This window comes from Caballeronia sp. 11_S32 (assembly GCF_056930355.1).
The window spans coordinates 1354290-1377628 of record NZ_JBXOWH010000001.1 but is presented as its reverse complement, the minus strand read 5'-3'; the positions used below and the strand labels follow the sequence as shown (position 1 = coordinate 1377628).

The following is a 23339-nucleotide window of genomic DNA, read 5'->3' as shown; positions in this document are numbered from 1 at the left end:
TCCCTCTCACGTTTCTCACGAAGGACATTTCGATGACGACAGACGCGAATCACGAATCAGGCAAGGACATCAGCATTTCCGTCACACGCGAGGATTACGCGGATCTGCGCGATGCGGTCCGCCGCATCTGCCGCGATTTTCCGGGCGAATACTGGCGCAAGCTCGACAACGAGCGCGGATATCCGACCGAATTCGTCGATGCGCTGACTGCTGGCGGTTTTCTGGGCGCACTGATCCCCGAGGAGTACGGCGGGTCCGGCATGCCGTTGCGCGCGGCCGCCGTGATTCTCGAGGAGATCAACGCAAGCGGCTGCGTTGCGAGTCCCGCGCACGCCCAGATGTACATCATGGGCACGCTGTTGAGGCACGGCAGCGAGGCGCAGAAGCGCCGCTATCTGCCTGATATCGCCTCGGGCGCGCTGCGGCTGCAGGCGTTCGGCGTGACCGAGCCCACCACCGGATCCGATACGACGCAACTGAGAACGCGCGCGGAACGGCGCGGCGATGTCTATGTCGTGAACGGACAAAAGGTATGGACTTCGCGCGCGCTCCATTCGGATCTGATGCTGCTGCTCGTGCGCACGACGCCGGCGGCGCAGTGCCAGAAGCGCACCGACGGTTTGTCGACGCTGCTCGTCGATCTGCGCGAGGCGAAAGGCAAGGGCATCGATATCCGGCCCATTCCCGCGATGATCAATCACAACACGACCGAGATCTTCATCGAGAATCTCGAAGTGCCGGTCGAAAACCTGATCGGCGAGGAAGGCAAGGGCTTTCGCTATATCCTCGACGGCATGAATGCGGAGCGGATTCTCGTCGCGCAGGAGTGCATCGGTGACGGCCGCTGGCTGCTGAAAAAGGCCGTCGATTATGCGAATGAGCGCAAGGTGTTCGGCCGTGCGATCGGACAGAACCAGGGTGTGCAGTTCCCGCTCGCGCGCGCCTACATGGAGCTCGAAGCCGCCGATCTGATGGCGCGCAAGGCCGCGGCGCTATTCGAGGCGGGGCAGCCGTGCGGGGCCGAAGCGAACATGGCCAAGCTGCTCGCTTCCGAAGCGACATGGCACGCCGCCGATACGGCGCTGCAGACGCACGGCGGCTTCGGTTATGCCGAGGAGTACGACATCGAACGCAAGTGGCGCGAAGTGCGGCTCTATCAAACCGCGCCGATCTCGACGAACCTCATTCTTGCGTATCTCGGCGAGCATGTTCTCGGGTTGCCGCGGTCGTATTGATGCGCGAATGTCTCGCTGCGTGTCCCTCAATCGCAGTCTTCGAACTGCCGGCCGACCTCCTCGATATGCGCTTTCATCGCTTCGGCGGCCGTATGAGGCCGGTGCGCGCTGACCGCATCGTAGATCGCGCGATGCTGCGCGAGCCGCGCCGTCGCGAGCCGATGCGATTCGTCCTCGGAAGCCGACGCGAGCAGCGTGTTTCTCGCGATGTGGCTGCGCAACGTCGAGCCTGCGTTCAGGCAGAGCGTGGCCAGCATCCGGTTGTGCGAAGCGCGGACCAGCGCCAGATGGAACTGCGCGTCTGCGAGCGCTTCGGCCTCCACGTCTCTCGCGTGCACGGCGTCGCTCATGCGCTGGAGCAGCGTCTGCAACTCGTGCAGTTCGCTATCGGCCGCACGCGTCGCGGCGAGCCTCGCAGCGGCGCATTCGACGACGAGCCGGAACTCGAGCGTGTCGCGTCTCGAAGCCGCGTTTTCGCCGAACATGGAAGGGTCCAGCATGTCGGACGCGGGCGTCGCGCGGCGAATGAACAGGCCGCGGCCGTGACGCGCATCGATCGCGCCTTTTGCGATCAACCGCTGGATGGCCTCCCGGAGCGTCGATCGCGATACGCCGAGCGTCAGCGCCAGTTCGCGCTCCGGCGGCAGACGCGGCTCGTTGCGCAAGCCGGCTTCTTCGATGGCGCTTTCGAGCTGTCGGGTGACGCGCGCGAGCGTCTCGCGCCGCCCGGCCATGTGCTCGGTCGTGTGTGGCTGCTGCATCGGTGGTCTGACCATCTTGGTGGTTGCCCAGGGTTGTTTCAACATGGTGGGGTCGCGCTTCGCTTCCCCGCGAATTTCGGCGCGCGTCGCGCGTCTGCTTACAGGTGAGAACGAATGGACGAGATCAATCAGTATTCCCTATTCATCGATGGAGACTGGGTTCCGTCGAGCGGCACGGCGCGCCTGACGGTGCGCAATCCGGCGACAGGCGAACCCATTGCCACGGTTGCCGACGCGACGGACGCGGATGTGGACCGCGCGGTCCAGTCCGCGTCCGCGGCATTTCCCGCATGGAGCCGCCGCACGGCGGTGGAGCGCGCGGACTTCCTGTTGCGCCTGAACACGCTGATCCAGCGTGACCACGAGCGCCTCGCGCGGCTCTTGACGCAGGAAGTCGGCAAGCCGATTCGCGAGGCGCGCGGCGAGATCGATTTCGCGATCTCGCTGATTCGCTTCGCCGCCGAGAACGCGCGCCGCCTCGAAGGCGACATCGTGCCGGGGAGCCGTCCGGGCGAAAAGATCCTGATCGACAAGCAGCCGCATGGCGTGATCGCCGGCATTTCGGCGTGGAATTTCCCGGCAGGGCTGCTCGCGCGCAAGGTCGCGCCTGCGCTCGCGGCTGGCAATACGATCGTGCTCAAGCCGCATGAACTGACGCCGGTTACATCGCTCGAAATCGCCAGGCTCGTCGCCGAAGCGAAGTTCCCGGCAGGCGTCGTCAACATCGTGAGCGGCGGCATTCCGGCGGGACAGCGCCTCGTCGCGAATCCGACCGTGAAAATGGTCACGATGACGGGCAGCACCGCGGCCGGCAAAAAGATCATGGCCGCGGCCGCACCGACGCTGAAGGAAGTGCGTCTCGAACTCGGCGGCAAGGCGCCGTTCATCGTGCTCGAAGACGCCGATCTCGAAGCGGCCGCGAGTGCCGCCGTCGAGGCGCGCTTTCTCAACGCGGGCCAGGTCTGCACCTGCAACGAACGCACTTATGTGCACGAAGCCGTCTACGACCGCTTCCTCGAACTCGTGAGCCGGAAGATCGGCGAGATCAAGGTCGGCGATCCTTCGCTCGAAGAGACGACGATGGGCCCGAAGATCAGCGCCGCCGAGCTCGAAAAGGTCGAGGCGATGGTTGCGAAGGCGGTGCATCAGGGCGCACGCGTGCAGATCGGCGGCGCCCGGCTGAGCGGCGGCGTGTACGAGCGCGGCCATTTCTACGGCCCTACGCTGCTGACGGACGTGACGCACGAGATGGACATCGTGCGCAGCGAGGTATTCGGTCCGGTCATGTCGGTGCTCAAGGTGCGCGATTTCGACGAGGCGCTCAAACTCGCGAACGATTCCAGCTACGGTCTTTCCGCCTATCTGTTCACGAAGGATCTCGGCGTGCTGATGCGCACCACCGCCGAACTGAACTTCGGCGAGATCTACGTGAACCGCTCGCTCGGCGAATCGCCGCAAGGTTTCCATCATGGTTACGGCGATAGCGGGCTGGGCGGCGAGGACGGCAAGTACGGGCTCGAAGCCTACGTTCGCACGAAGACGATCTATCTGAACGCCTGACAGCGGCGCGGGCGCAAGCCCGCGCATATCGCCGCGAGTTTCAAGTGCTGGCAGCGGGCGCGATTGCGCTGAGCATGTGCCGAAACGCGATCATTCCCGGATCGTCGAGACCGATCGAGCGCTCCGCGAACATCCGCGCGCGCCCGATCCGGTTCGGCTGCGCTCTGAACGACGCGATCGTCTCGTCCACAGCCGCGCTCGCGGCGGCATACTGCGCACGAGGATCGTCGAGACCGTCGATGGCGTCGTGAGCGGCCGCGAGCGTATCGAGCACGGTCTTGTCGCCGAGCTTCGCGCCGCCGCGCTGGGACATTGCATCGAGCGCGGCTTGCAGCGCCGCCGGCAGGTCGCGCCAGGCGAGCGTCGCCTGGTTATCGAGCCTACGCGCGAGCGTCAGGAATGCCACGGTCAGAAGCGTGCCGAAGCTCGATCCCGACGCACGCGCGCAAGCTTGCGCGCAGGCCTTGAACAGCAGGCCGAGATCCGCGTACGGGCCCGCGTCGAGCGCCGTACGCACGCGCGCGGCGCATTTTTCGAGCGTCGCGCCGAGGTCGCCGTCGCCGAGCTGGCCGTCGAGCCGATTCAGCTCGGGCGCCACTTCGCCGATCCGGTCCGCCCAGCGGCGCAGCGCGGCTTCCATCTGTGAAGTCGTGAGAGACATCGTCAGTTGCTCCAGAACGGGCAGTGCGCGGGCGCGCGCAGCAGCGCTTCGAGGTCGGCGTCGAGGCGCTGGATCGTGAGCGATGCGCCCGTCATTTCCATGGACGTCGCATAGCGCCCGACGAGCGGCGCGACGATGCTCACGCGCTTCGCATCGAGCAGCCGCGCCACCGCGCGATAGAGGATGTAAAGCTCCTCGTGCGGCGTCGCGCCGAGCGAGTTGAGCATGACGGAAACGCGCTCGCCCGCGCCCACGTCGAGATCGGCGAGCACGCGTTCGAGCATTTCGCCCGCCAGCGCGTCGGCCTGTTTCAGCTCGCCGCGCCAGATGCCGGGCTCGCCGTGAATGCCCATCCCCATTTCGATCTCGCCTTCGCCGATCGTGAAGTTCGGTGTGCCGACTTCCGGCACGATGCAAGGCGTCAGCGCAACGCCGATCGTGCGGCATCCGGCGATGGCCTTGCGGGCGCTGCCGGCCACGTCGTCGAGCGTGGCGCCGCGTTGCTCCGCGCGCGCGCCGGCGATCTTGTACGCGTAGACGATACCCGCGACCCCGCGGCGCTTGCCGCTTTCCTCGGCGGATGCGCTCGCGACATCGTCGGTGGCGAGCACCGTCTCGCTTTGCATTCCGTCGAGTCCGGTCAGCTCGCAGGCCATATCGAAGTTCATCCGGTCGCCGCCATAGTTGCCGTACAGGCAAAGCACGCCCGCACCGCGGTCGGCGGCATGCATCGCGTCGATACAGTCACCGACGGTCGGACCGGCGAACACGTTGCCGATTGCGCAGGCGTCGAGCAGCCCTTCGCCGACGTAGCCCGTGAAAAGCGGCATATGACCCGAGCCGCCGCCGGACACGACGCCGACCTTGCCCTCGAAGCCCGGCGTCGCGCGCGTGATCACGCGGCCGCTTTCGCCGGCGCGGCGGTACGTTTCGGGATGGGCGGCGCACAAGCCGTCGAGCATTTCGTCGACATACGCGCCCGGTTCGTTCATCAGTTTCTTCATGCGTTCCTCCAGCGAAGCGCGTGCGTCATGCGGGAACGAAGCGCGCGAGCGATACCTCGGGCGTCACGTCCTCGAACTGCACTTTCATCGGCATGCCCATCTTCACGTCCTCGGGAATGCCGTTGCCGAAATTGCCGACCACGATCGGGCCGTCGTCGAGCTGAACGAGGCAGACGTGATACGGCAGCTCGCTGCGAAAGGCGTCCCAGTACGCGCGATGAAACGTGACCCACGATACGAGCGTGCCGCGGCCGCTGACCGCTTCCCACGCCTGCGCATCGGACAGACACGAGGGGCACACGGGCGATGCCGGAAAATGCCGATGGCCGCATTGCCGGCACACCTGCACCGAGAGCCGATGCTGGCGCGCGAAGTTCCAGTAGCCCTTCGAATACTCGTCGATCGCCGGTAACGGCTTGTCATAGGGGTTCGTCATGGCTTATCCCTTCGTGTAGATGATCGATCGCGTGCACGGCGTGGCCGCGACGTACTGGACAACCTCGCAGTCCTTCACCTGTCGCTCGCCGCATTCGCCGCGCAGCTGCCGCACCGCTTCGACGTTGAGCGCCCAGCCCTGCATGTACGAATTGGACAAGTGACCGCCGTCGGTATTCGTCGGCAGCCGGCCATGCACGCCGAGCGCGCCGTTCTCGACGAACGCGCCAGCCTCGCCGCGTTCGCAGAAGCCGAGCCCTTCGAGGCTGAACAGCACCGTCGGCGTGAAGTTGTCGTAGCACATCAATGCATCGACATCGTCCTTCGTGACGCCGGCCATCTCGTAGGCCTGAGTGCCTGCCTCGCGCACTTCGTCATACCAGAACTCGGGATCGAAGTTGCCGATTGCCGAACGCTCGAACGCGTCGCGCGCGCCGACGCCCGAAATCAGCACCGGCGGCTTCCTGAGATCGTTCGCGCGCTCGCGTGTCGTGAGGATCATGCAGACGGCGCCGTCGTTGATGAGACAGTAGTCGAGCAGGCCGAGCGGCTCGACGATCCGGCGTATCGACGCGTGATCGTCCAGCGTGATGGGCTTGCGCATCACCGCGTCCGGATTCAGGATCGCGTTGTTGCGAAACGCGACGGACACTTCCCCGAGCTGGCGCGTCGTCGTGCCGTAGCGCTCCATATGCATGCGGAACATCAGCCCATGCGAGGCGCCCGGCGACGTGAGGCCCCACGGGTCCCAGAACGATGCGAATTCGTCGCCGCCATAGTTCATGCGGCGCGAGCGGCCGATGTTCGTATAGATGAGCGCGACATATTTCGCCGCGCCCGTTTCGAGCGCGAGCATCGCTTCGGCGATCGCCATGCCGGACATGCGGCCATGGCCTGGCAGCGTCATCGTCCAGCGCGGATTGAGGCCGAGGATCTCGCCCATGCGCGCATAGAACGGCACGCGGCAGGTGAGCAAGCCGTCGATCTCGTTCTTGTCGAGCCCGCAATCGGCGATCGCGGCCTTGAATGCCTCGGCGCCGAGCGCGTAATCGTCGACGGCGGGGAAGTCGCCATAAGGCGTGTTGCCGACGCCGACGACGGCGATCCGGTTACTGAGGCCCTGCATCGGATTCATGCTGTGTCTCCGTTCAATATGGGATGTTCGGGGCAGAGGCGCTCAGATCACGCCTTCCTCGCGCAGCGCGTCGATGTCCGACGCGCTGTAGCCGAGCCACTGGCTGAGGACGTGTGCGTTGTCCTCGCCGTAGCACGGCGCGCCGCGGTCGATCACGCCGCCGCTGTACGCGGGTGTCGCGGCGAGCTTGACCGGGAATTCGATGACCGGCCAGCGGCCGATGCGCGTGCCGGTCACTTCCGTCAGCCAGTCGAGCTCGGCGAGTTGCGGATCGGTATCGCAGCGGCCGGCGGCCGTCTGGCACACGCCGGCCGGCACGCCCGCGCGCTGCAGCCGCTGCATGCACGCATAAGGCTCCTGACTCGACGTCCACGCGCCGACGAGCGCGTCGAGTTCGTCCTGATGAGCGAGCCGGCCCGTGAGCGTCGCGAAGCGCGCGTCGTCGGCGAGGGCCGGCAGTTGCGCGGCGTCTATGAAGGCGTTCCATTGCGCATCGCCGAAGCAGGCGATCGTGATCCACGCGTCATCGCCCGCGCAGCGGTACGCGCCGTGCGGCGCGGCGCGCTTGTACGGAGAGCGGTTGCCGTAGCGCGTCCAGACGCGGCCATTGGCCGACCAGTCGAGCACGGACGACGCGGTCTGGAAGATGCCGGATTCGCACTGCGACGAGTCGATCCACTGGCCTTCGCCGGTGCGCTCGCGGTGATAGAGCGCGCCGAGCGCGGCGAGCGCGAAGCCGTATGCGCCGATCCAGTCGAGATACGAATAGCCCCATCCGGCGGGCATCGCGGGATCGGGCAGGCCAGACATCTCGGTGCTGCCCGCGAACGACGCCGCGACGGGCCCGACCGTGCGGAACCGGCCATAGCGGCCGATCGTGCCCATGCCCGACTGCTGCACATAGATGATGTCCGGACGGATCGACTTCAGCACGTCGTAGCCGAGGCCGAGGCGTTGCAGCACGCCGGGCGAAAAACCTTCGGCGACGATATCGCACTGGCGGATCAGATCCTTCGCGATAGCGAGTCCCTTCGGATGCCGGATGTTCAACGACATGCCGCGCTTGCCCGCGTTCTTGTTGTTGAACTGCCCGCCCATGTCTGGGTCCGTGACGCCCGGCAGCGGGCCGGTGGCCTTTTCGCGCGCCTCACGGCCGCCGACCGGCGCCATCGCGGCGAGCCGCGTATCGGGATTCTCTTTCCATTCGACCTTGATGCTTTCCGCGCCGAGCGCGTTCAGGAAGCGCGTGCCGCCCGCCGAGGCGAGGAACCACGAGAAATCGAAGATACGCACGCCCTGCAGCGGAAAAGGCTTGCCATGCCGCGAGAGTGTCACGCCGGACGGCGAAGGATCGCGAGGCCGCGCGGGCAGCTTCGCCGTCTCGGCGCGCGCGAGCGGCTTCGCGAACGTGGCGTCGTCGTTATGCTCGCCGATGAACGGCGCGCGCGCGCCCGGCTGCCATGCGGTTGCCGTGCCGAGCCACTTGCTGGTCGGGTAGCGGAAGCTGCGGCCTATCTCCGGATGCTCGATGTCGCTGAACGAAGCGCGCGCGAGCCAGTGCTCGTCCTCGGCATTCTCGTGAGGCTTGCGCACCGGCGCCCACAGCAGCCCCGAGTCCTGAGCTTCGCGCCACGGCAATTGTTCGTAGTCGTACGACCCGACGAAGCGCTGGATGACTTCGAGCATGTGGCGCGTATCGGCGTCGACCTCGGTCGAACCGGGCGTGTTGCGGGCCGTCATGTCGGTGTCGCTCGGGGGCGGCTGCAGGTCCTCGGCCTTGTCGAACTGCTGGAGGAACGGCACGAGCCGCGCCTTGTCGCGCGCGGATACGCCCCATGTCATGTTCCAGCGGCCGTCCGACGTGCGGCTGATGTTCGGCACGTCGCTCGGCGTCTCGGATGCGTGCCGCGCGGTCTGCCGATAAAGCGGCGCATGCCGCATTACCCACGACATCAGGTCGAGCTCGGTGTTGATCGACACGGCCTGATGGATCGCGCACGAGACATCCTGACCTTCGCCGGTGCGCAAGCGGTGCATCAGCGCGGCGAGAATCGCGACCGCCGTCTGGTCGCCTGCAATGTGATACGCATGCCAGACCTGCGGAGCGATGGGGGGCGTGGAGTAGGTGCCGTCCGGATTCCGGTCGTAGCCGCAGTTCATCATCACACCGCCGAGCGCGAGATGAACGAGGTCCGATGCGCGGTACTCCTTCCACGGGCCGGTGTCGCCGAAGGGCGTGATGCGCGCGTGGATCAGCGAGGGAAATCGCTTCGTCATCGGCTCGCCGAGTTCCAGGTCGCGCGCGAGGCGGCCGCATGTGCTGTCGAGCAGGATGTCCGCGTGAGCCAGCAGTTCGAGCAGCCGCGCGCGGCCCGCTGGGCTCGCCGTGTCGAGCGCAACCGATTTCTTGCCGCGGTTGTAGGCCCAGAAGTGAAGCGAGCGCTCGGGATCTTCGACGTCCTCGTAAAACGGCCCGATGCCGCGTGTCGAATTGCCCTGAGGCGGTTCGATCTTGATGACCTCGGCGCCCAGTCCTGCCAGCAGCAGACCACAGTATTCGCCGGTTTCGTCTGCGACTTCGATGACCCTGAGGCCCGTCAGCATGCCGGGGAGCGTACCGGGGTCGGGCATGGTGGGTCCAGAAGCGGTGTGATGCGACATGGTTCTCCTTTGCGGGGCCGTGTTACCCGAATTTGTCGATGCAAATTATAAAATATATTCTATATCGCAGTCACGTCTTTCGATGTGGATGCTCAGGCCGCGAATCCGGCGCGGCCAACGTGCGCCGAGCCTCGACGTGTGCCGGCGCGCGCACAAAATGCATCGGCATCGGCGCGGGGGCGGCGGCGTCGTACAATACGGCCTGGCGTTGCCTTGCGGGCTGAGCGTGTCGGCTCAAGCGGCGGGGGCGAAGCGCGATCGCACCTTCTCTGGACAATCATGGCTTTCCTCACAAAACTCGATCACGTGGCAGAACGTTTGAGAGAACGGATCATCTCGGGTGAGTACCCGCGCGGCCACAAGCTGAAGCAGGCGGATATCGCCGCCGAGCTCGGCGTATCGATCACGCCGGTGCGCGAGGCGCTCAAGGCCCTCGAAATGGAAGGCTTCGTCGTCAGCGAACCGCATCGTGGCCTGTCAGTGCCCGACATCGATCCGTTGCGCGCGCGCGAGATCTTCGAATTGCGCGTCGTGCTCGAGCGCATGCTTGCCTTCAGGGCCGCCGAGCGCGCGACCAAGGAGGACATCGCCGAGCTGCGTGCAATGCACAAGGAGTTCGTCGCGCTGGTCAAGAGCGGGGAGCGCTTCGCGATCCGCGCCGCGAACGTGCGGTTTCACTTCCGGCTCTACGAGATCGCGGACTGTCAGCAGACGTTGCAGTTCGTCCGCGTGCTGTGGGCCAAATTTCCGTTCAACTTCCATTACGATCAGGCCGGGCGGTTCAAGCAGTTGCCGCACGAGCACGTCGAGATCCTGCGCAAGCTCGAAGAAGGCGACGCGAAGGGCGTGGCGGATGCGATGGCCGAGCACATCGAGGCAGGCTGGGTCCGTGTCGAGAAAAATCTGACGACGCCCTCGACTGCCGCCTGACGACGCCGACCGGCCAGCGCGCTGTATCGGCGCTGACCGGATGGCGCGATCGCCGCGATCAATGTCCCGCGCGGGCCGGGCTCAGCGGCTGTCCCGTTTCAGCGGCGAGCGGGGCGATCGGCTCCTCCTCGACCAGCGAGCGGCGGCAGGTCTCCGGAAGCGTGAAATACAGGACGACGAACGCGATCAGCGCGATCGCGCACAGATAGAACGCCGGCGAAACCGCGATGCCCGTGCTTGCGACCAGTGCCGCCGCGATCAGCGGACCGGTGCCCGCGACCGGCCCGGCGCCGAGATTGAGCGCGAGCGCGCCGCTCGTCATCCGCGTGCGCGGCGGGAACAGTTCCACCACGACGACCGTATTCATCACGTTGATGAGCGCCTGAAACGACGCGAAGATCACGAGTCCCGCGAAAGCGATCAGCAGGCTGCCTGACGACAGCATGAAGAACACCGGCAAGCCGAACGCCATGTGCCCGAAGATGCCGATGAGGAAAGTCTTGCGACGGCCGATCACATCGGACAGCCAGCCGGCCAGCGGACAGAACAGCCCGTACAGCACGAGGCTCGCGCCGCTCACCATCACCGATTCGGTGCGCCCCAGATGACCGGTCACGGGCAGATAGTTGACCATGTACGTGACGAAGTAGTAAAAGCCGAGTCCGGTGATGCTCGCGAACAGAAACGCGATGCCGATCATCCGGATATCCTCCTTCAGCGAAGCGAGGAACGGCGTTCTGGCGACCCCGCCCGATGAGCGCGCCTTGATTTCCTCGAACACCGGCGTGTCCTCGAGCTTCAGCCGCATATAGAGGCCGACCAGTCCGACAGGCACCGCGAGCACGAACGGGATGCGCCAGCCCCACGCATCGAATGCTTGCGCATCGAGCTTGCTCGATATGGCGAACACCACGAGACTGCCCGCGGCGACGCCGAACGCGGCCGTCGCCGAAATCACGCTGGCCGCGATGCCGCGCCGGTTCGCCGGCGCATATTCCACGAGAAAGGTGCCGGCGCCCATCCATTCGCCGCCGACGGACATGCCCTGCACGCAGCGCGTGAGCAGGAGCGCGACGGTGGCCCACATGCCGATGCGCTCATAGGTCGGGAGGATCGCGAGCACGAACGTCGCCGCGCTCATCACGATGATCGCGATGGCGAGCGACTCCCGGCGGCCGACACGATCGCCGATCATGCCGAGCACGATGCCGCCCAGCGGACGAAGCAGGAAGGCGATGCCGAACACCGCGAGCGACGAGAGCAGCGCCACTGTCGTGTTGCCCGCCGGGAAAAACGCGTGACCGATGTTGACCGCGACGAAGCCATACACCGCGAAGTCGAACCACTCCATGAAATTGCCGATCAGCGTCGCGATGACCGCGCGCCTTCTGCGAGTCGAGATGTCGGCCTTGGGGCCGTCGTTCGTCGTGTTCAATTCAGTCTCCGGTTTTGTCTGGTTCTGTATGCAGGTCGTGCAACGATGCAGCCCGCGCTTCAGCGCAGCGAGCGGTTCCAGTTCGTCGTTGGCGCGCCAGCGATGGGACTTTCGAAGCTCAATACCGCATCGCCGAGCAGGCAACCAAGGTAGGCGGTCTTTCTGTCGGGGCCGCCGAACACGAGGCTCGATACGCTTTTCAGCCGCGATTTGCCGGTGGTCGCCATGTCGCCGGGCGTGAGCGAAATGGCCGCGTAGCGCGATGCGAGGTAATCCGTGTATTCCGCGTCGAGGTCTTCGAGCACGATCTGGGTCGACCCGTCCGGCCGAACGACGATGACCCGGTTGCTGCCGACACACGTGACCCACACTCCGCCGAATGCGTCGAAGCACAGGCCGTCCGGAAAGTCGGCGCCTTCGTATTGGCAGACGATTTCCTTCGGTCCCAGCGCCGGTCCCGGCAGCAGTGGGAAGCGGCTCGTCCTCTGCGCGTAGGTTTCGTTCACGTACAGCCACTTGCCGTCTGGAGAGAAGGCGATTTCGTTCGTATAGCCGAGCCCGTCCGCCACGATGCGCGAGCCCTTCGCGTCCGCCACGCCGATGAAACCGTCGGCGACGTTGCGCGTCCACGCACGCGCACGCGGACGCATGCGCGTGCTGACCGTGAACCAGATCGCGCCGCTGTCGTCTTCGAGAACGAAGTTCGTCGGCGGCATGGGCGCGCCGTCCACCGTCTCGACGACGGGTTCGACCGCGCCATTGCCATCGATGCTGAAGATGCCGCCGAGCTCGCTGCCGAGGTTGGCGAACAGCACCTTGCCGCGCGTCGATAGCGCGATGCCGTTGGGGACGTAGCAACGTGGATTGCCGTCGGCCGGCAGGACATGACGCGGTGAGCCGCCGGGGCGCCAGTGCGTGTAGCCGCCTGAGCCGTGCGCTGCGATCAGTTCGCCCGTCTGAAGCGCGAGCACGCACTCGGGACGGGTGAGCCCGGCAGCGGATGCGCGTAAGTCGGAAAAATCAAGCCGGAAGTCAGGCCTGAGTGGATAGGACATCGGAATCTCTCCCGCATGGGTTGGACGAGTGGGGCGCACGCGGTACGTGGAAACCTCGGTACGTCTGCCGGTGGCTCGCAGATAATATAATTTATAATTTGCATTTTATAAAGTGTTGCCGTCTGCTAGAGGGCGCAGGTGTCATTGGCGGAGCGGTGGAGGGTGAAGAGCGGGGCGCTGAGCAGTGCAACGAGAGCGGACCGCTCGCGCCATCCACGTCTATCGTCGGAGACGCGGTAGATCGAGTCGAAGGCGTTCGTCGTGGAATTGCCGTCCAGACTGGTGGTGCAATGACTGGCAAGTCGATATCGCGCACGCCACGCCCCACGCGCGGCGCGGCGTGCGCGGGGCGCTCACATCTGTGCGCCGATCATCCAGGGCACGAACTCGTCGTCACCCACGCCCAGTGCCTCGCTTCGGCTCTTCTCGCCGCTCGCGACGCGCAGGATCGCGCGGAAGATCTCTTCGCCTTTCTCCTGCACCGTGGCGCTGCCGTCCATGATGTCGCCGCAGTTGATGTCCATGTCGTCGCGCATGCGGTTGAACATCTTCGTGTTGGTCGCCAGCTTGATCGATGGTGCGGGTTTCGCGCCGAAGCACGAACCGCGTCCAGTCGTGAAGAGCACGAGATTGGCGCCGCTTGCGATCTGGCCGGTCGCGCCCATCGGGTCATAGCCGGGGGCATCCATGAAGACGAGGCCGTGCGTCTCGATGTGCTCCGCATAGCGATACACGCCCATGAGCGGCGTCGATCCGCTTTTGGCCACGGCGCCCAGCGATTTTTCGAGGATCGTCGTCAGGCCGCCTGCCTTGTTGCCCGGCGTCGGATTGTTGTCGATGCTGCCTTTCTCGCGTTCCGCGTAGCCTTCCCACCAATGAATGCGCTCGACGATCATCTCGCCGACCTCTCGCGAGATCGCGCGGCGAGTGAGCAGATGTTCCGCGCCGTAGATCTCGGGGGTTTCGCTCAGGATCGCGGTGCCGCCGTGCCGCACTAGCAGGTCGACGGCTGCGCCGAGCGCGGGGTTTGCCGTGATGCCCGAATAGCCGTCCGAGCCGCCGCATTGCAGGGCGATGCTCAACTCCGACACCGGCACCGGTTCGCGCGTGACTTCGTTCGCGGCGGGGAGAAGCGCGTGGACCGCCTCGATCGCGGCGTCGATCGTTGCTTGTGTGCCGCCCAGCTCCTGCATCACGAGCGGAACGATGCGCGGTCCGCTCTGCACGTTCTCGGCGACGAACATGGCGCCCATCTGATTGGCTTCGCAGCCAAGTCCGATGACGAGCACGGCGGCGAAATTCGCGTGCTTCACATATCCGCCGATGGTTCGGCGCAGTTGCGCGATGCCCTCGCCGTTGTGATCGATGCAACAGCCGAAGCTGTGCGTGACGGGCACGACGCCGTCGACGTTTGGATAGTTCGCGAGTGCGCCCGGTGCCGCGAAATATTGGGCGACGCGTTTGGTGACGGTGGCCGAGCAGTTGACCGTGCTGACCACACCGATGTAATTGCGCGTTGCAACGCGCCCGTCGGCGCGGAGAAAACCCATGAAGGTGAGCGGCGTCTCGGGGGCGTCGACGGGTTTGACGTCGCTGCCGTAGGCGTAGTCGCGGTCGAATGGGCCGATCGAGACGTTTTGCGTATGCACGTGCTGGCCGGGTGCGATGTCGGCGGTGGCGAAACCGATCACCTGGCCGTAGCGGCGCACCGCGTCGCCCTTGGTGATCGGGCGCAATGCGATCTTGTGGGCGGCGGGGATATCGTCGAGCAGGACGATGTCGTTGAATTCGGGCAGGGCGGTGCCTGCTGTGAGGGCGTCGCGGGCGATGGCGACGTCGTCGGTTGCGTGGAGTTTGAGGGCTCGGGATGTGGCGATGAGGGTATCCATGTCGATCCTCCGGTGCGATCGGTGTGGGGCACTGTTTGTTGAAATGGGGCGTTGAGGTGGGCGCGACGTTTGTGATGTCCGCCGACGATGGTGCGGGAGAGGGTGGGGGTTGGGGAAAGTGGTCGGACCAAGGCCGATGGGATCTTATAGAGCCCGCGCTTGAATGCGTGTTCAGCGAACGCTTTCAACTGTGCAACGTTAGTCAACGGGTCATATTTGACTGAAAGCAAAATGGTTGACGGGGATGAGTGAGAAATGACTCTTCGGCAGTCTGTGCCGAATCCGTCAGGCCGTCTGATCACGTGGGCTCGCACGCCTAAGGCATACTCTCGAACTTGATGCACGTTCGACGCAACACATCGAACGCAACCGATTCCGCGTCAGTTCGAGGACACGAGCTTTGCCAGAGGACAATCCTTCATCGACGGTCAAACGCCGCGTGCGCCGGGGCAGCGGACGCGTGACGCTGGCCGATGTCGCCCGTGCGGCGGGTGTGGCGCAAATGACCGCGTCGCGCGCGCTCAACTCGCCGGAGACCGTGAACCCCGATATGGTGGAGCGCGTGCGCCTCGCCGTCATCGAAACGGGCTATGTGCCGAATCTGCTTGCGGGCGCGCTCGCGTCGGCGCGCAGTCTGCTCGTCGCGGTTATCGTGCCGAGCATCGCATCGACGATTTATCTCGAGTTCGTGCAGTCGCTGCGCGGCGCGCTCGCGAGCAAAGGCTATCAGGTGATTCTCGGCGAGAGCGATTACGAGCATCAACTGGAGCCCGCGCTGCTCGATGCGCTGATCGCGCGCCGGCCCGATGCCATCGTCACCGTCGGTGCGGTGCGGTCGAAGGAAGGCCGCAAGCGCCTGGTCGCGTCGGCGATTCCGGTCATCGAAACATGGGACATGCCCGCGCAATCGCTCGACATGGTGGTGGGATTCTCGCAGCCCGCGGTGGGCCGCGCCGCCGCCGAATATCTCCTGGGCGAAGGGCGGCGGCACGTCGCGATCATCAGCGCGAACGACGACCGGGCCGCGATGCGCGCGCAAGGCTTCCTCGAAGCCGTCAAGGAACGCGATGCCTCCGCGCGCGTGGAATCGGTCCTGATCCCCGCGCCGAGCACGCTGGGCGAAGGGCGGCGCGCGCTCGTCGACCTCTTGTCGCGCACGACGCGCCCGGACGCCGTGTTCTGCACGTCCGACATGGTCGCGCTCGGCGTCCTGACCGAGGCGAAATCGCGCGGCATGAAGGTGCCGGAAGAGCTCGCCGTGATGGGCTACGGCGACATGAACTTCGCCGCCGACACCGACCCGCCGCTGACCACCATCCGCGCCGATGGCAAGGTCATCGGGCAGGAAGCGGCGCGCCTGATCTTCGAGCGCGCGTCGAAGGATGTGGCCGAACGCGTCGTCGACGTCGGCTTCTCGATCGTCCGCCGGGCATCCGCGTAAACCCTTTCCCCCACTAAACAACACACGCCGCCTTCCGCGAAAACTCCGCTTGTCATCCGTCTGAGATAGCGCTATCTTACGCATCAGATAGCGCTATCTTGCGCTGAACACCCGGAGACTGGAATGACCCAAATCAACCGCGTCGAGATCTTCGACTTTGAATATGAGGTCGAAAACCTCGCCGCCGCGTCCGAGCACACGCACAACCACGTTGCCTACAAGAAGGGCGGCCGGATGAAGCTGTCGAAGTACGCCATCGTGATCGAAACGGACGACGGCGCACGTGGCGAATACGTCGCGATGTGGGGCGGCACGCGCCCGGCGCTGGCGCAATCGATCATGCTCGCCCCCGATCTGCTCGGCCGCGATCCGGCCATGCGCGAGGCGCTGTACGACGAGTTCAAGCGCAAGCTGCATCACTTCGATCACATGGGTCACGGCCCGGTGGACATCGCGCTGTGGGACCTCGCGGGCAAGCAGCTGAACACGTCGATTGCGAACATGCTCGGCGGCTATCGCTCGCGTCTGAAGGCGTATGCGAGCACGTTCCACGGCGACCGCAACGGCGGCCTGGACAGCCCCGAAGCGTACGGCGAATTCGCCGTGCAATGCCGCGAGATGGGCTATCGCGGCTACAAGATTCACGGCTGGTTCGACGGCAATCCGCGCGAGGAAGCCGCCGCGATTCTCGCGACGCGCAAGGCTGTGGGCAACGAGATGGATCTGATGTACGACGGCGCGTGCGATCTGAAGACCTTCGCCGATGCGCTCTACGTCGGCCGCGCGTGCGACGAAGCGGACTACTTCTGGTTCGAGGATCCGTATCGCGATGCCGGTCTTTCCGCGTTCTCGCACAAGAAGCTGCGCGAGATGCTGAAGACGCCGCTGCTCATCACCGAACACATTCGCGGCCTCGAACCGAAGGCGGATTTCATCATCGCGGGCGGCACGGATTTTCTGCGCGTCGATCCGGAATACGACATGGGCATCACGGGCGCGATCAAGACGGCGCGTCTCGCGGAAGCCTTCGGCCTCGATGTCGAAGTGCACGCGGTCGGCCCGGCGCATCGCCACGTGATGGGCGCGATCCGCAACTCGAACTACTACGAGGTCGCGCTCGTCGGCCCGGACTGCGCGAACAACATTCCGCAAGTCTATGCGTGCGATTACAGCGATCAGATCGACTGTATCGACCGCGACGGCACGGTGCCGGTGCCGGCCGGCCCGGGTCTCGGCGTGACCTACGACTGGGATTACATCAAGCGTCATACGAAGCAGCATCACGTGTTCGAACTGAACAAGCGCTGATTCCCGAGAGAAGCACTAGAGCTGCATCAGCAGCCAAGGCAAAGGCGGCCGCATCGAGGCCGCCTCATCGATGAGCGGCGTCGCTGCTCGACACTCAGGAGACATTCGATGTCAACGCAGGCTGTTCTCAGCGCCGTGCGCGCGCGGCACCGCTATGTGCGCTATTACGTGCTCGCGCTCATTCTGCTCGTCACCGCGGTCAATCTCGGCGATCGCGCGAACCTTTCGATCGCAGGCGCGCCGATGGCCAAGGAACTCGGCCTCGGCAGCGTGACGATGGGCTATGTATTCTCGGCGTTCGCATGGGCTTACGTGCTCGGTCAGTTGCCCGGCGGCTGGCTGCTCGACCGCTTCAACTCGATCAAGGTCTACGGCGCGGCGCTCTTCCTCTGGTCGTTCTTCACATTCTTGCAAGGCTATGTCGGCTTTCTACCGACGACGCTCGCCATCGGCGCACTGTTCGCGTGCCGCTTTCTGGTCGGCCTCGTCGAAGCGCCGATCTATCCGGCCAACAACTACATCGTCGCGGCGTGGTTTCCATTGCGTGAGCGCGGCCTCGCGACATCGATCTTCAGTTCGGCGCAATACGTCGCCGTCGTGCTGTTCGTGCCGCTGATGGGCATGCTGAGCCACGCGCTGAGCTGGCATTGGGTCTTCTGGTTCATGGGCGGCTTCGGCATGCTGCTCGCCGTGTTCTGGTTCGCCGTGATGCGCGCGCCGGACAAGCATACGAAAGTGACGTCCGAGGAACTCGACTATCTGCGCGACAACGGCGCGATGATCGACATCGAAGCCAACAAGCGCAAGAAGACGCACGCGCCAGCCGGCTCGATCAAGGTGCTGCTCAAGAGCCGCATGATGGCGGGCGTGTATCTCGGCCAGTACTGCATCACGTCGCTGCAGTATTTCTTCATCACATGGTTCCCGATTTACCTCGTCAAAGGGCGCGGCATGGATCTGCTGCATGTCGGCTTCGTCGCCACATTGCCCGCTATTTGCGGATTCGTCGGCAGCGTGCTCGGCGGTGCGATTTCCGATCGCGTGCTCAAGAGCGGCGGCAGTGTGACGGCGGCGCGCAAGATTCCGTTCGTGTCGGGCATGTTGCTCGCGAGCATGCTGGTGTTCTGCAACTTCACGGATTCGACCGCCGTGATCGTCGCGTTGATGTCGCTCGCGCTCTTCGGCAAGGGTCTCGCGCAGATCGGTCTGGCTGTCGTCGTCGATACCGCGCCGCCCGAAATCGTCGGCATCGCGGGCGGGCTGTTCGGCGTGGCGGGGAACATCGCGGGCATCGTCACGCCGATCGCCATCGGCTACATCCTCGCGATCACGGGTTCGTTCACCGGCGCGATGTACTTCGTCGGCACCCATGCGCTGGTCGGCGCGCTGAGCTACATCTTCATCGTCGGGAAATTGAAGCGGCTCAAGCTGCCTGAGACGGTGAAGGCATGAAGCATCGGATCATCCTTTCGCGGCCGATGCAGCCCGCCGTCGAGGAACGCGCGAAGTTCATGTTCGATGCAATCGTTCCGCAACACGCGCTTTCCGTCGATGAACTCGTGAGCCAGGCGCATGCGCACGAAGCGCAAGGCTTGTTGTTCTCGGGCGCATTGCGTCTGGATCGCGCGCTGATCGAACGCTTGCCGCGCAGCCTGCGCGTGGCGGCGACGACCAGCGTGGGCTTCGATCATGTCGAGCTCGAAGCGGCGGCCAAGGCGAACATCGTCGTGACAAATGCGCCTGTCGTGACCGAATGCACGGCGGATGCGACCATGCTGCATATCCTCGCCGCATGCCGCCGCGCGCGGGAGCATCTTCAGGTCATGCACGATGGCTGGGGGCGTTCGCTCGGCCTGAGCGAACTGCTCGGGCATCGCGTGAGCACAAGCGTGCTCGGCATCGTGGGCATGGGGCGCATCGGGCAGGCGGTTGCGCAGCGTGCGCGCGCGTTCGGCATGACGATTCTCTACCACAGCCGGCGACGCGCCGCGCCGGAGGTCGAGCAAGGCGCGCGCTATTTCGCATCGCTCGGCGAGATGTTGCCGCACACGCAGATTCTTTCGCTGCATCTTCCCGCGAGTCCGGGCGCATCGCCGTTGATCGGCGAGCGGGAGATCGCGATGTTGCCGCGCGGTGCCATCGTCGTGAACACGGCGCGCGGATCGCTGATCGACGAAGACGCGTTCATCGATGCATTGAAGAGCGGACACATCGCCGCCGCCGGTCTCGATGTGTTTCAGAACGAACCACGCTTCGACAAGCGCTTTCTCGACCTGCCGCAAGTGTTCCTCACGCCGCACAGCGGATCGGCCACCGTGCAGACGAGAAACGATCTCGGATTGCGCGGTCTCGACAATATCCTCGCAGTGCTCGACGGCCGGCCCGCCGCCGATGCGCTCGTCATTCAGCAAGCACGATAGACACGAACGCCATGGCAAGCTCAACAACCGCAACGAGTAGCGGCGCGCGGTATTCGCACGCCGATTTGACGAAGTACGCGTCCCACGCGTTGCAGCGCTGCGGCATGCGCGCGGAACATGCGGATCAGGTCGCCACAAGAATGGTCGATGCCGAATTGCTCGGGCATCGCAGTCACGGCCTCTGGCTGCTCGCGACATACCTCGAACGCCTGCAGGCGGGCCACATCGCAACCGAAGGCGACGTGCGCGTGCTGTCCGATACCGACAGCGCGTTCTCCTGGCACGCGAACCGGTTGCCCGGCGCATGGGTGATGCACCGCGCGATCGAAGAGGTCATCGAACGCGCGGCGTCGCGTGCGGTGGTGGTCGCGACTATCGCCGAGTGCTCGCATATCGGCTGCCTGCAAAGCTATCTGTTGCCGCTCGTCGAACGCCATCTTTTCGTGACGTTGTCGGCGACGAATGCGGGCATCGCATCGGTCGCGCCGTTCGGCGGCATGGACCCCGTGTTGACGACGAACCCGATCGCATACGGCATTCCGACGCGCGGCGATCCCATTCTCATCGATCAATGCACGTCGCTCGGCAGCAACACGTTCTTCACGGCGTTCGCGCAACGCGGCGAATCCTTGCCCGGTGAATGGCTGCTCGATGCGAACGGCAACCCGACCAACGATCCCAACGTGCTCACGCAGAATCCGCCGGGCACGGTGCTGCCGCTCGGCGGACTGGAGTTCGGCTACAAGGGCTTCGGTCTGGGTCTTGCCGTCGAAGCATTGACGCTCGCGCTGCCGGGCTCGGGCCGCCGCACGAAGCCCGACAAGTTCGGCCAGGGCGTGTTTCTTCAGGTGTTGAATCCGCGCCTGCTCGGCGGACTCGACGCATTTCTCGACGAAACTACGTATCTCGCCGAGGCCTGTCACGCAAGCCGCGTGCGCGAAGGTTCACCGCCCGTGCGCCTGCCCGGCGAACGCGCGCTCGCGCTGCGCCGCCAGCAGATGAGCGAGGGCATCTCGCTCGCGGATGACGTCATCGCCCGCATGAATAGCTGGTCCGACAAACTCGATCTGACGATGCCCGTCGCACGCATCGCCTGAACATCATCATTCATTTGACATTGGAGTCACTCATGTTGCGCGATTCAAAAGGGGTTTTCATCGTCACGCAGACGCCGTTCGACGAGCGCGGTGCCGTGGATCTGGAAAGCATCGACACGCTCGTCGATTTCTATATCAGGCACGGCGCGCAGGGTTTCACCGTGCTCGGCGTGAGCGGCGAAGCGGGCAAGCTCAACGCCGGCGAAGCGCTGCAAGTGGCGCAGCGTTTCATCGAGCGCGCGGGTTCGCTGCCGTGCGTGGTTGGCGTGAGCAATCCGAGCCTCGCGCAACTGACCGATCTGTCCGCGCGCGTGATGGATCTCGGCGCGGCCGGCGTGATGATCGCGCCGCCGTCCGGCATTCAGACCGATGAAGAACTGCATGGCTACTTCGCCGAAGTGTTCCGCCGCAACGAGGGCGTGCCGACGGTGCTTCAGGACTTCCCGTTCGCATCGAAAGTGGCGATGTCGGTGCCGGCCATGCTTCAGCTCACCGAGACGCACAAGGAAATCGAACTGGTGAAGGAAGAGGATCTTCCGGATCTGAACAAGATTTCGCGGCTGCGCGCGGGCGGCGGACGCCGCGTCGCGATCCTGACCGGCAACAACGCAATGTACCTGCCCCTCGAACTCGGACGCGGCGCCGATGGCCCGATGGCCGGCTTCTCGTACCCCGAGATGCTCTCCGAAGTCTACGCACTTCACACCGCCGGCAAGCTCGATGAAGCCGACGATGTGTTCGACATCTATCTGCCGCTGCTGCGTTACGAAGCGATGGGCTTCTGGGGCGTCTGCGCGCGCAAGGAAATGATGCGCCGCCGCGGCGCGATCCGCTGCGCGACGATGCGCACGCCGGGCCCGAAGCTTTCCGCCGCCGATGTGGGCGAACTCGACCGCTTGCAGGCGCGGCTCGAAAGAAGGCTCGCGGCGCGACGCGGATAACACGCTCAGAATAAGGAAGAGGAGACATGCAAATGAAGAGCGAAAGCGTCGCCGCCGGCAGCGCGGTGACGCAGCGCACGTCGGTCCGGTACTGGGTGCTGGCGATGCTCGTCATCGCGAGTGCCGTCAATCTCGGCGACCGCGCCAACCTGTCGATCACCGGCGCGGCGATGTCAGCGGATCTCGGAATCGGACCGGTCGCGCTGGGCTATGTGTTTTCGGCGTTCGCGTGGGCATACGTGATGGCGCAGTTGCCCGCGGGCTGGCTGCTCGATCGTTTCGATTCGATCAAGGTCTACGGCATCAGCCTCGTCCTGTGGTCGCTGTGCACGGTCGCGCAAGGCTTTCTCGGCTCGCTGTCGACGGCGGCGGCCATCGCCGGATTGTTCGTGTTGCGCTTTCTGTTGGGCCTCGTCGAGTCACCGGTATCGCCCGCGAACAGCTACATCGTCGCGGCGTGGTTTCCGGTGCGTGAACGCGGGCTCGCGACGTCCATCTACAACTCGGCGCAATACATCGCGGTCGTCGTCTTCGTGCCGATGATGGGCTTTCTCACGCACCGCGCCGGCTGGCCGAGCGTCTTCTGGATCATGGGTGCGCTTGGCCTCGTGCTCGCGATCTTCTGGTTCCAGGTGATGCGCCAGCCGCTCGCGCATCCGCGTGCGAACGCCGCCGAGATCGACTATCTGCGCGAAGGCGGCGCGAATGTCGCAGCCGACGAGAAGAAAACGGTCGGCAAGCCGCGTATCGAGTTTAGCGCGGTACGGTTCTTCCTGCGCAGCCGCTTGATGATCGGAGTGTATCTGAGCCAGTATTGCCTCACCTCGTTGCAGTACTTTTTCATCACGTGGTTCCCGATCTATCTCGTGAAGGGACGCGGGATGAATATTGTCGAAGTGGGCTTTCTCGCGACACTGCCGGCGATCGCGGGATTCATCGGCGGCATTGCGGGCGGGTATCTGTCGGATCGGCTGCTGCGTCGTGGCCTGGGTGTCAGCGTCGCGCGCAAGACGCCGTTCGTCGTCGGCATGTTGCTCGCGTCGTGTCTCGCGCTGTGCAACTTCGTCGAATCGCCTTATACCGTCGTCGCGCTGATGTCGCTCGCGATCTTCGGCAAGGGTCTCGCGGCGGTGAACTGGGCCGTCGTCTCCGATACTTCGCCGCCGCATCTCGTCGGCCTGGCGGGCGGGCTGTTCAATCTGTTCGGCAGCATCTCGGGGATCGTGACGCCTATCGTGATCGGGTATGCCTTGCAGTTGACGGGCACGTTCACCGGCGCGATGTACTTCGTCGCGGCGCATGGGCTGGTTGGGGCGTTCGCGTATCTCTTCATCACCGGAAAGATTCGCCGTCTCGAAACCGCGCGCTGAG

At 64.9% G+C, this 23339-nt stretch carries 19 protein-coding genes; 10 read left to right on the top strand and 9 right to left on the bottom strand.

Going from position 1 to position 23339, the window contains the following annotated elements:
• The first annotated feature begins 32 nt into the window (after positions 1-32).
• The gene (locus AC1Z32_RS06275) at positions 33-1235 is read left to right on the top strand and encodes an acyl-CoA dehydrogenase family protein (RefSeq protein WP_483477824.1); all 1203 of its coding nucleotides are present in this window, start codon (positions 33-35) and stop codon (positions 1233-1235) included.
• 26 nt (positions 1236-1261) lie between these two features.
• On the opposite strand, the gene AC1Z32_RS06270 is transcribed toward AC1Z32_RS06275, so the two are convergent.
• Entirely contained in the window at positions 1262-1996 is a 735-nt protein-coding gene (locus tag AC1Z32_RS06270) for a FadR/GntR family transcriptional regulator (protein ID WP_483477823.1), read from the bottom strand.
• Between the two features lie 114 nt (positions 1997-2110).
• Between AC1Z32_RS06270 and aldA the strand changes: the two genes are divergently transcribed.
• Positions 2111-3556 carry an aldehyde dehydrogenase gene (gene aldA, locus AC1Z32_RS06265; RefSeq protein ID WP_483477822.1) on the top strand — a complete coding sequence of 482 codons (1446 nt, stop codon included), beginning with the start codon at positions 2111-2113 and terminating at the stop codon, positions 3554-3556.
• 40 nt (positions 3557-3596) lie between these two features.
• Here aldA and AC1Z32_RS06260 read toward each other — a convergent pair whose 3' ends face one another.
• Genes AC1Z32_RS06260 through AC1Z32_RS06240 form a run of 5 tightly spaced genes read right to left on the bottom strand, consistent with a single transcriptional unit; the run spans position 3597 to position 9422 of the window.
• Positions 3597-4217, bottom strand: a complete 621-nt coding sequence (locus tag AC1Z32_RS06260; RefSeq protein ID WP_483477821.1) for a DAK2 domain-containing protein — start codon at positions 4215-4217, stop codon at positions 3597-3599.
• A 2-nt stretch (positions 4218-4219) separates the two neighbouring features.
• Positions 4220-5221: a dihydroxyacetone kinase subunit DhaK gene (locus AC1Z32_RS06255; RefSeq protein WP_483477820.1), complete on the bottom strand. Its 1002-nt coding sequence runs from the start codon at positions 5219-5221 to the stop codon at positions 4220-4222.
• 25 nt (positions 5222-5246) lie between these two features.
• Positions 5247-5657, bottom strand: coding sequence for a Zn-ribbon domain-containing OB-fold protein (locus tag AC1Z32_RS06250; protein WP_483477819.1), 411 nt, complete (start codon positions 5655-5657; stop codon positions 5247-5249).
• Positions 5658-5660: 3 nt separating this feature from the next.
• Complete coding sequence (locus AC1Z32_RS06245; RefSeq protein WP_483477818.1) at positions 5661-6791, bottom strand: thiolase family protein; 1131 nt, start codon at positions 6789-6791, stop codon at positions 5661-5663.
• A 42-nt stretch (positions 6792-6833) separates the two neighbouring features.
• The gene (locus AC1Z32_RS06240; protein ID WP_483477817.1) at positions 6834-9422 is read right to left on the bottom strand and encodes a CaiB/BaiF CoA transferase family protein; all 2589 of its coding nucleotides are present in this window, start codon (positions 9420-9422) and stop codon (positions 6834-6836) included.
• 309 nt (positions 9423-9731) lie between these two features.
• Here AC1Z32_RS06240 and AC1Z32_RS06235 point away from each other — a divergent pair, with 309 nt between their 5' ends.
• Complete coding sequence (locus AC1Z32_RS06235) at positions 9732-10382, top strand: GntR family transcriptional regulator (RefSeq protein ID WP_483477816.1); 651 nt, start codon at positions 9732-9734, stop codon at positions 10380-10382.
• 58 nt (positions 10383-10440) lie between these two features.
• Here AC1Z32_RS06235 and AC1Z32_RS06230 read toward each other — a convergent pair whose 3' ends face one another.
• The 3 genes from AC1Z32_RS06230 to AC1Z32_RS06220 form a co-directional block, all read right to left on the bottom strand.
• Positions 10441-11817, bottom strand: coding sequence for an MFS transporter (locus AC1Z32_RS06230; RefSeq protein ID WP_483477815.1), 1377 nt, complete (start codon positions 11815-11817; stop codon positions 10441-10443).
• A gap of 59 nt (positions 11818-11876) precedes the next feature.
• Positions 11877-12872 (bottom strand): SMP-30/gluconolactonase/LRE family protein, encoded by a 996-nt coding sequence (locus AC1Z32_RS06225; protein ID WP_483477814.1) that lies wholly within the window; start codon positions 12870-12872, stop codon positions 11877-11879.
• Positions 12873-13225: 353 nt separating this feature from the next.
• Complete coding sequence (locus AC1Z32_RS06220; RefSeq protein ID WP_483477813.1) at positions 13226-14761, bottom strand: UxaA family hydrolase; 1536 nt, start codon at positions 14759-14761, stop codon at positions 13226-13228.
• Positions 14762-15161: 400 nt separating this feature from the next.
• Between AC1Z32_RS06220 and AC1Z32_RS06215 the strand changes: the two genes are divergently transcribed.
• The 7 genes from AC1Z32_RS06215 to AC1Z32_RS06185 all read left to right on the top strand — a co-directional run bounded on the left by AC1Z32_RS06215 (position 15162) and on the right by AC1Z32_RS06185 (position 23338).
• On the top strand, positions 15162-16202 hold the full coding sequence (locus tag AC1Z32_RS06215; RefSeq protein WP_483477812.1) for a LacI family DNA-binding transcriptional regulator: 1041 nt from the start codon (positions 15162-15164) through the stop codon (positions 16200-16202).
• Between the two features lie 123 nt (positions 16203-16325).
• Positions 16326-17510 carry an enolase C-terminal domain-like protein gene (locus tag AC1Z32_RS06210; RefSeq protein ID WP_483477811.1) on the top strand — a complete coding sequence of 395 codons (1185 nt, stop codon included), beginning with the start codon at positions 16326-16328 and terminating at the stop codon, positions 17508-17510.
• Between the two features lie 108 nt (positions 17511-17618).
• The gene (locus AC1Z32_RS06205) at positions 17619-18962 is read left to right on the top strand and encodes an MFS transporter (RefSeq protein WP_483477810.1); all 1344 of its coding nucleotides are present in this window, start codon (positions 17619-17621) and stop codon (positions 18960-18962) included.
• The gene (locus tag AC1Z32_RS06200; RefSeq protein WP_483477809.1) at positions 18959-19930 is read left to right on the top strand and encodes a 2-hydroxyacid dehydrogenase; all 972 of its coding nucleotides are present in this window, start codon (positions 18959-18961) and stop codon (positions 19928-19930) included. The genes AC1Z32_RS06205 and AC1Z32_RS06200 overlap by 4 nt, the downstream gene beginning before the upstream one ends.
• Positions 19931-19941: 11 nt before the next feature.
• Positions 19942-21027, top strand: coding sequence for an Ldh family oxidoreductase (locus AC1Z32_RS06195; protein ID WP_483477808.1), 1086 nt, complete (start codon positions 19942-19944; stop codon positions 21025-21027).
• A gap of 32 nt (positions 21028-21059) precedes the next feature.
• Positions 21060-21968: a dihydrodipicolinate synthase family protein gene (locus AC1Z32_RS06190; RefSeq protein ID WP_483477807.1), complete on the top strand. Its 909-nt coding sequence runs from the start codon at positions 21060-21062 to the stop codon at positions 21966-21968.
• 32 nt (positions 21969-22000) lie between these two features.
• Positions 22001-23338, top strand: coding sequence for an MFS transporter (locus tag AC1Z32_RS06185; RefSeq protein WP_483477806.1), 1338 nt, complete (start codon positions 22001-22003; stop codon positions 23336-23338).
• The last annotated feature ends 1 nt before the right edge of the window (position 23339 follow it).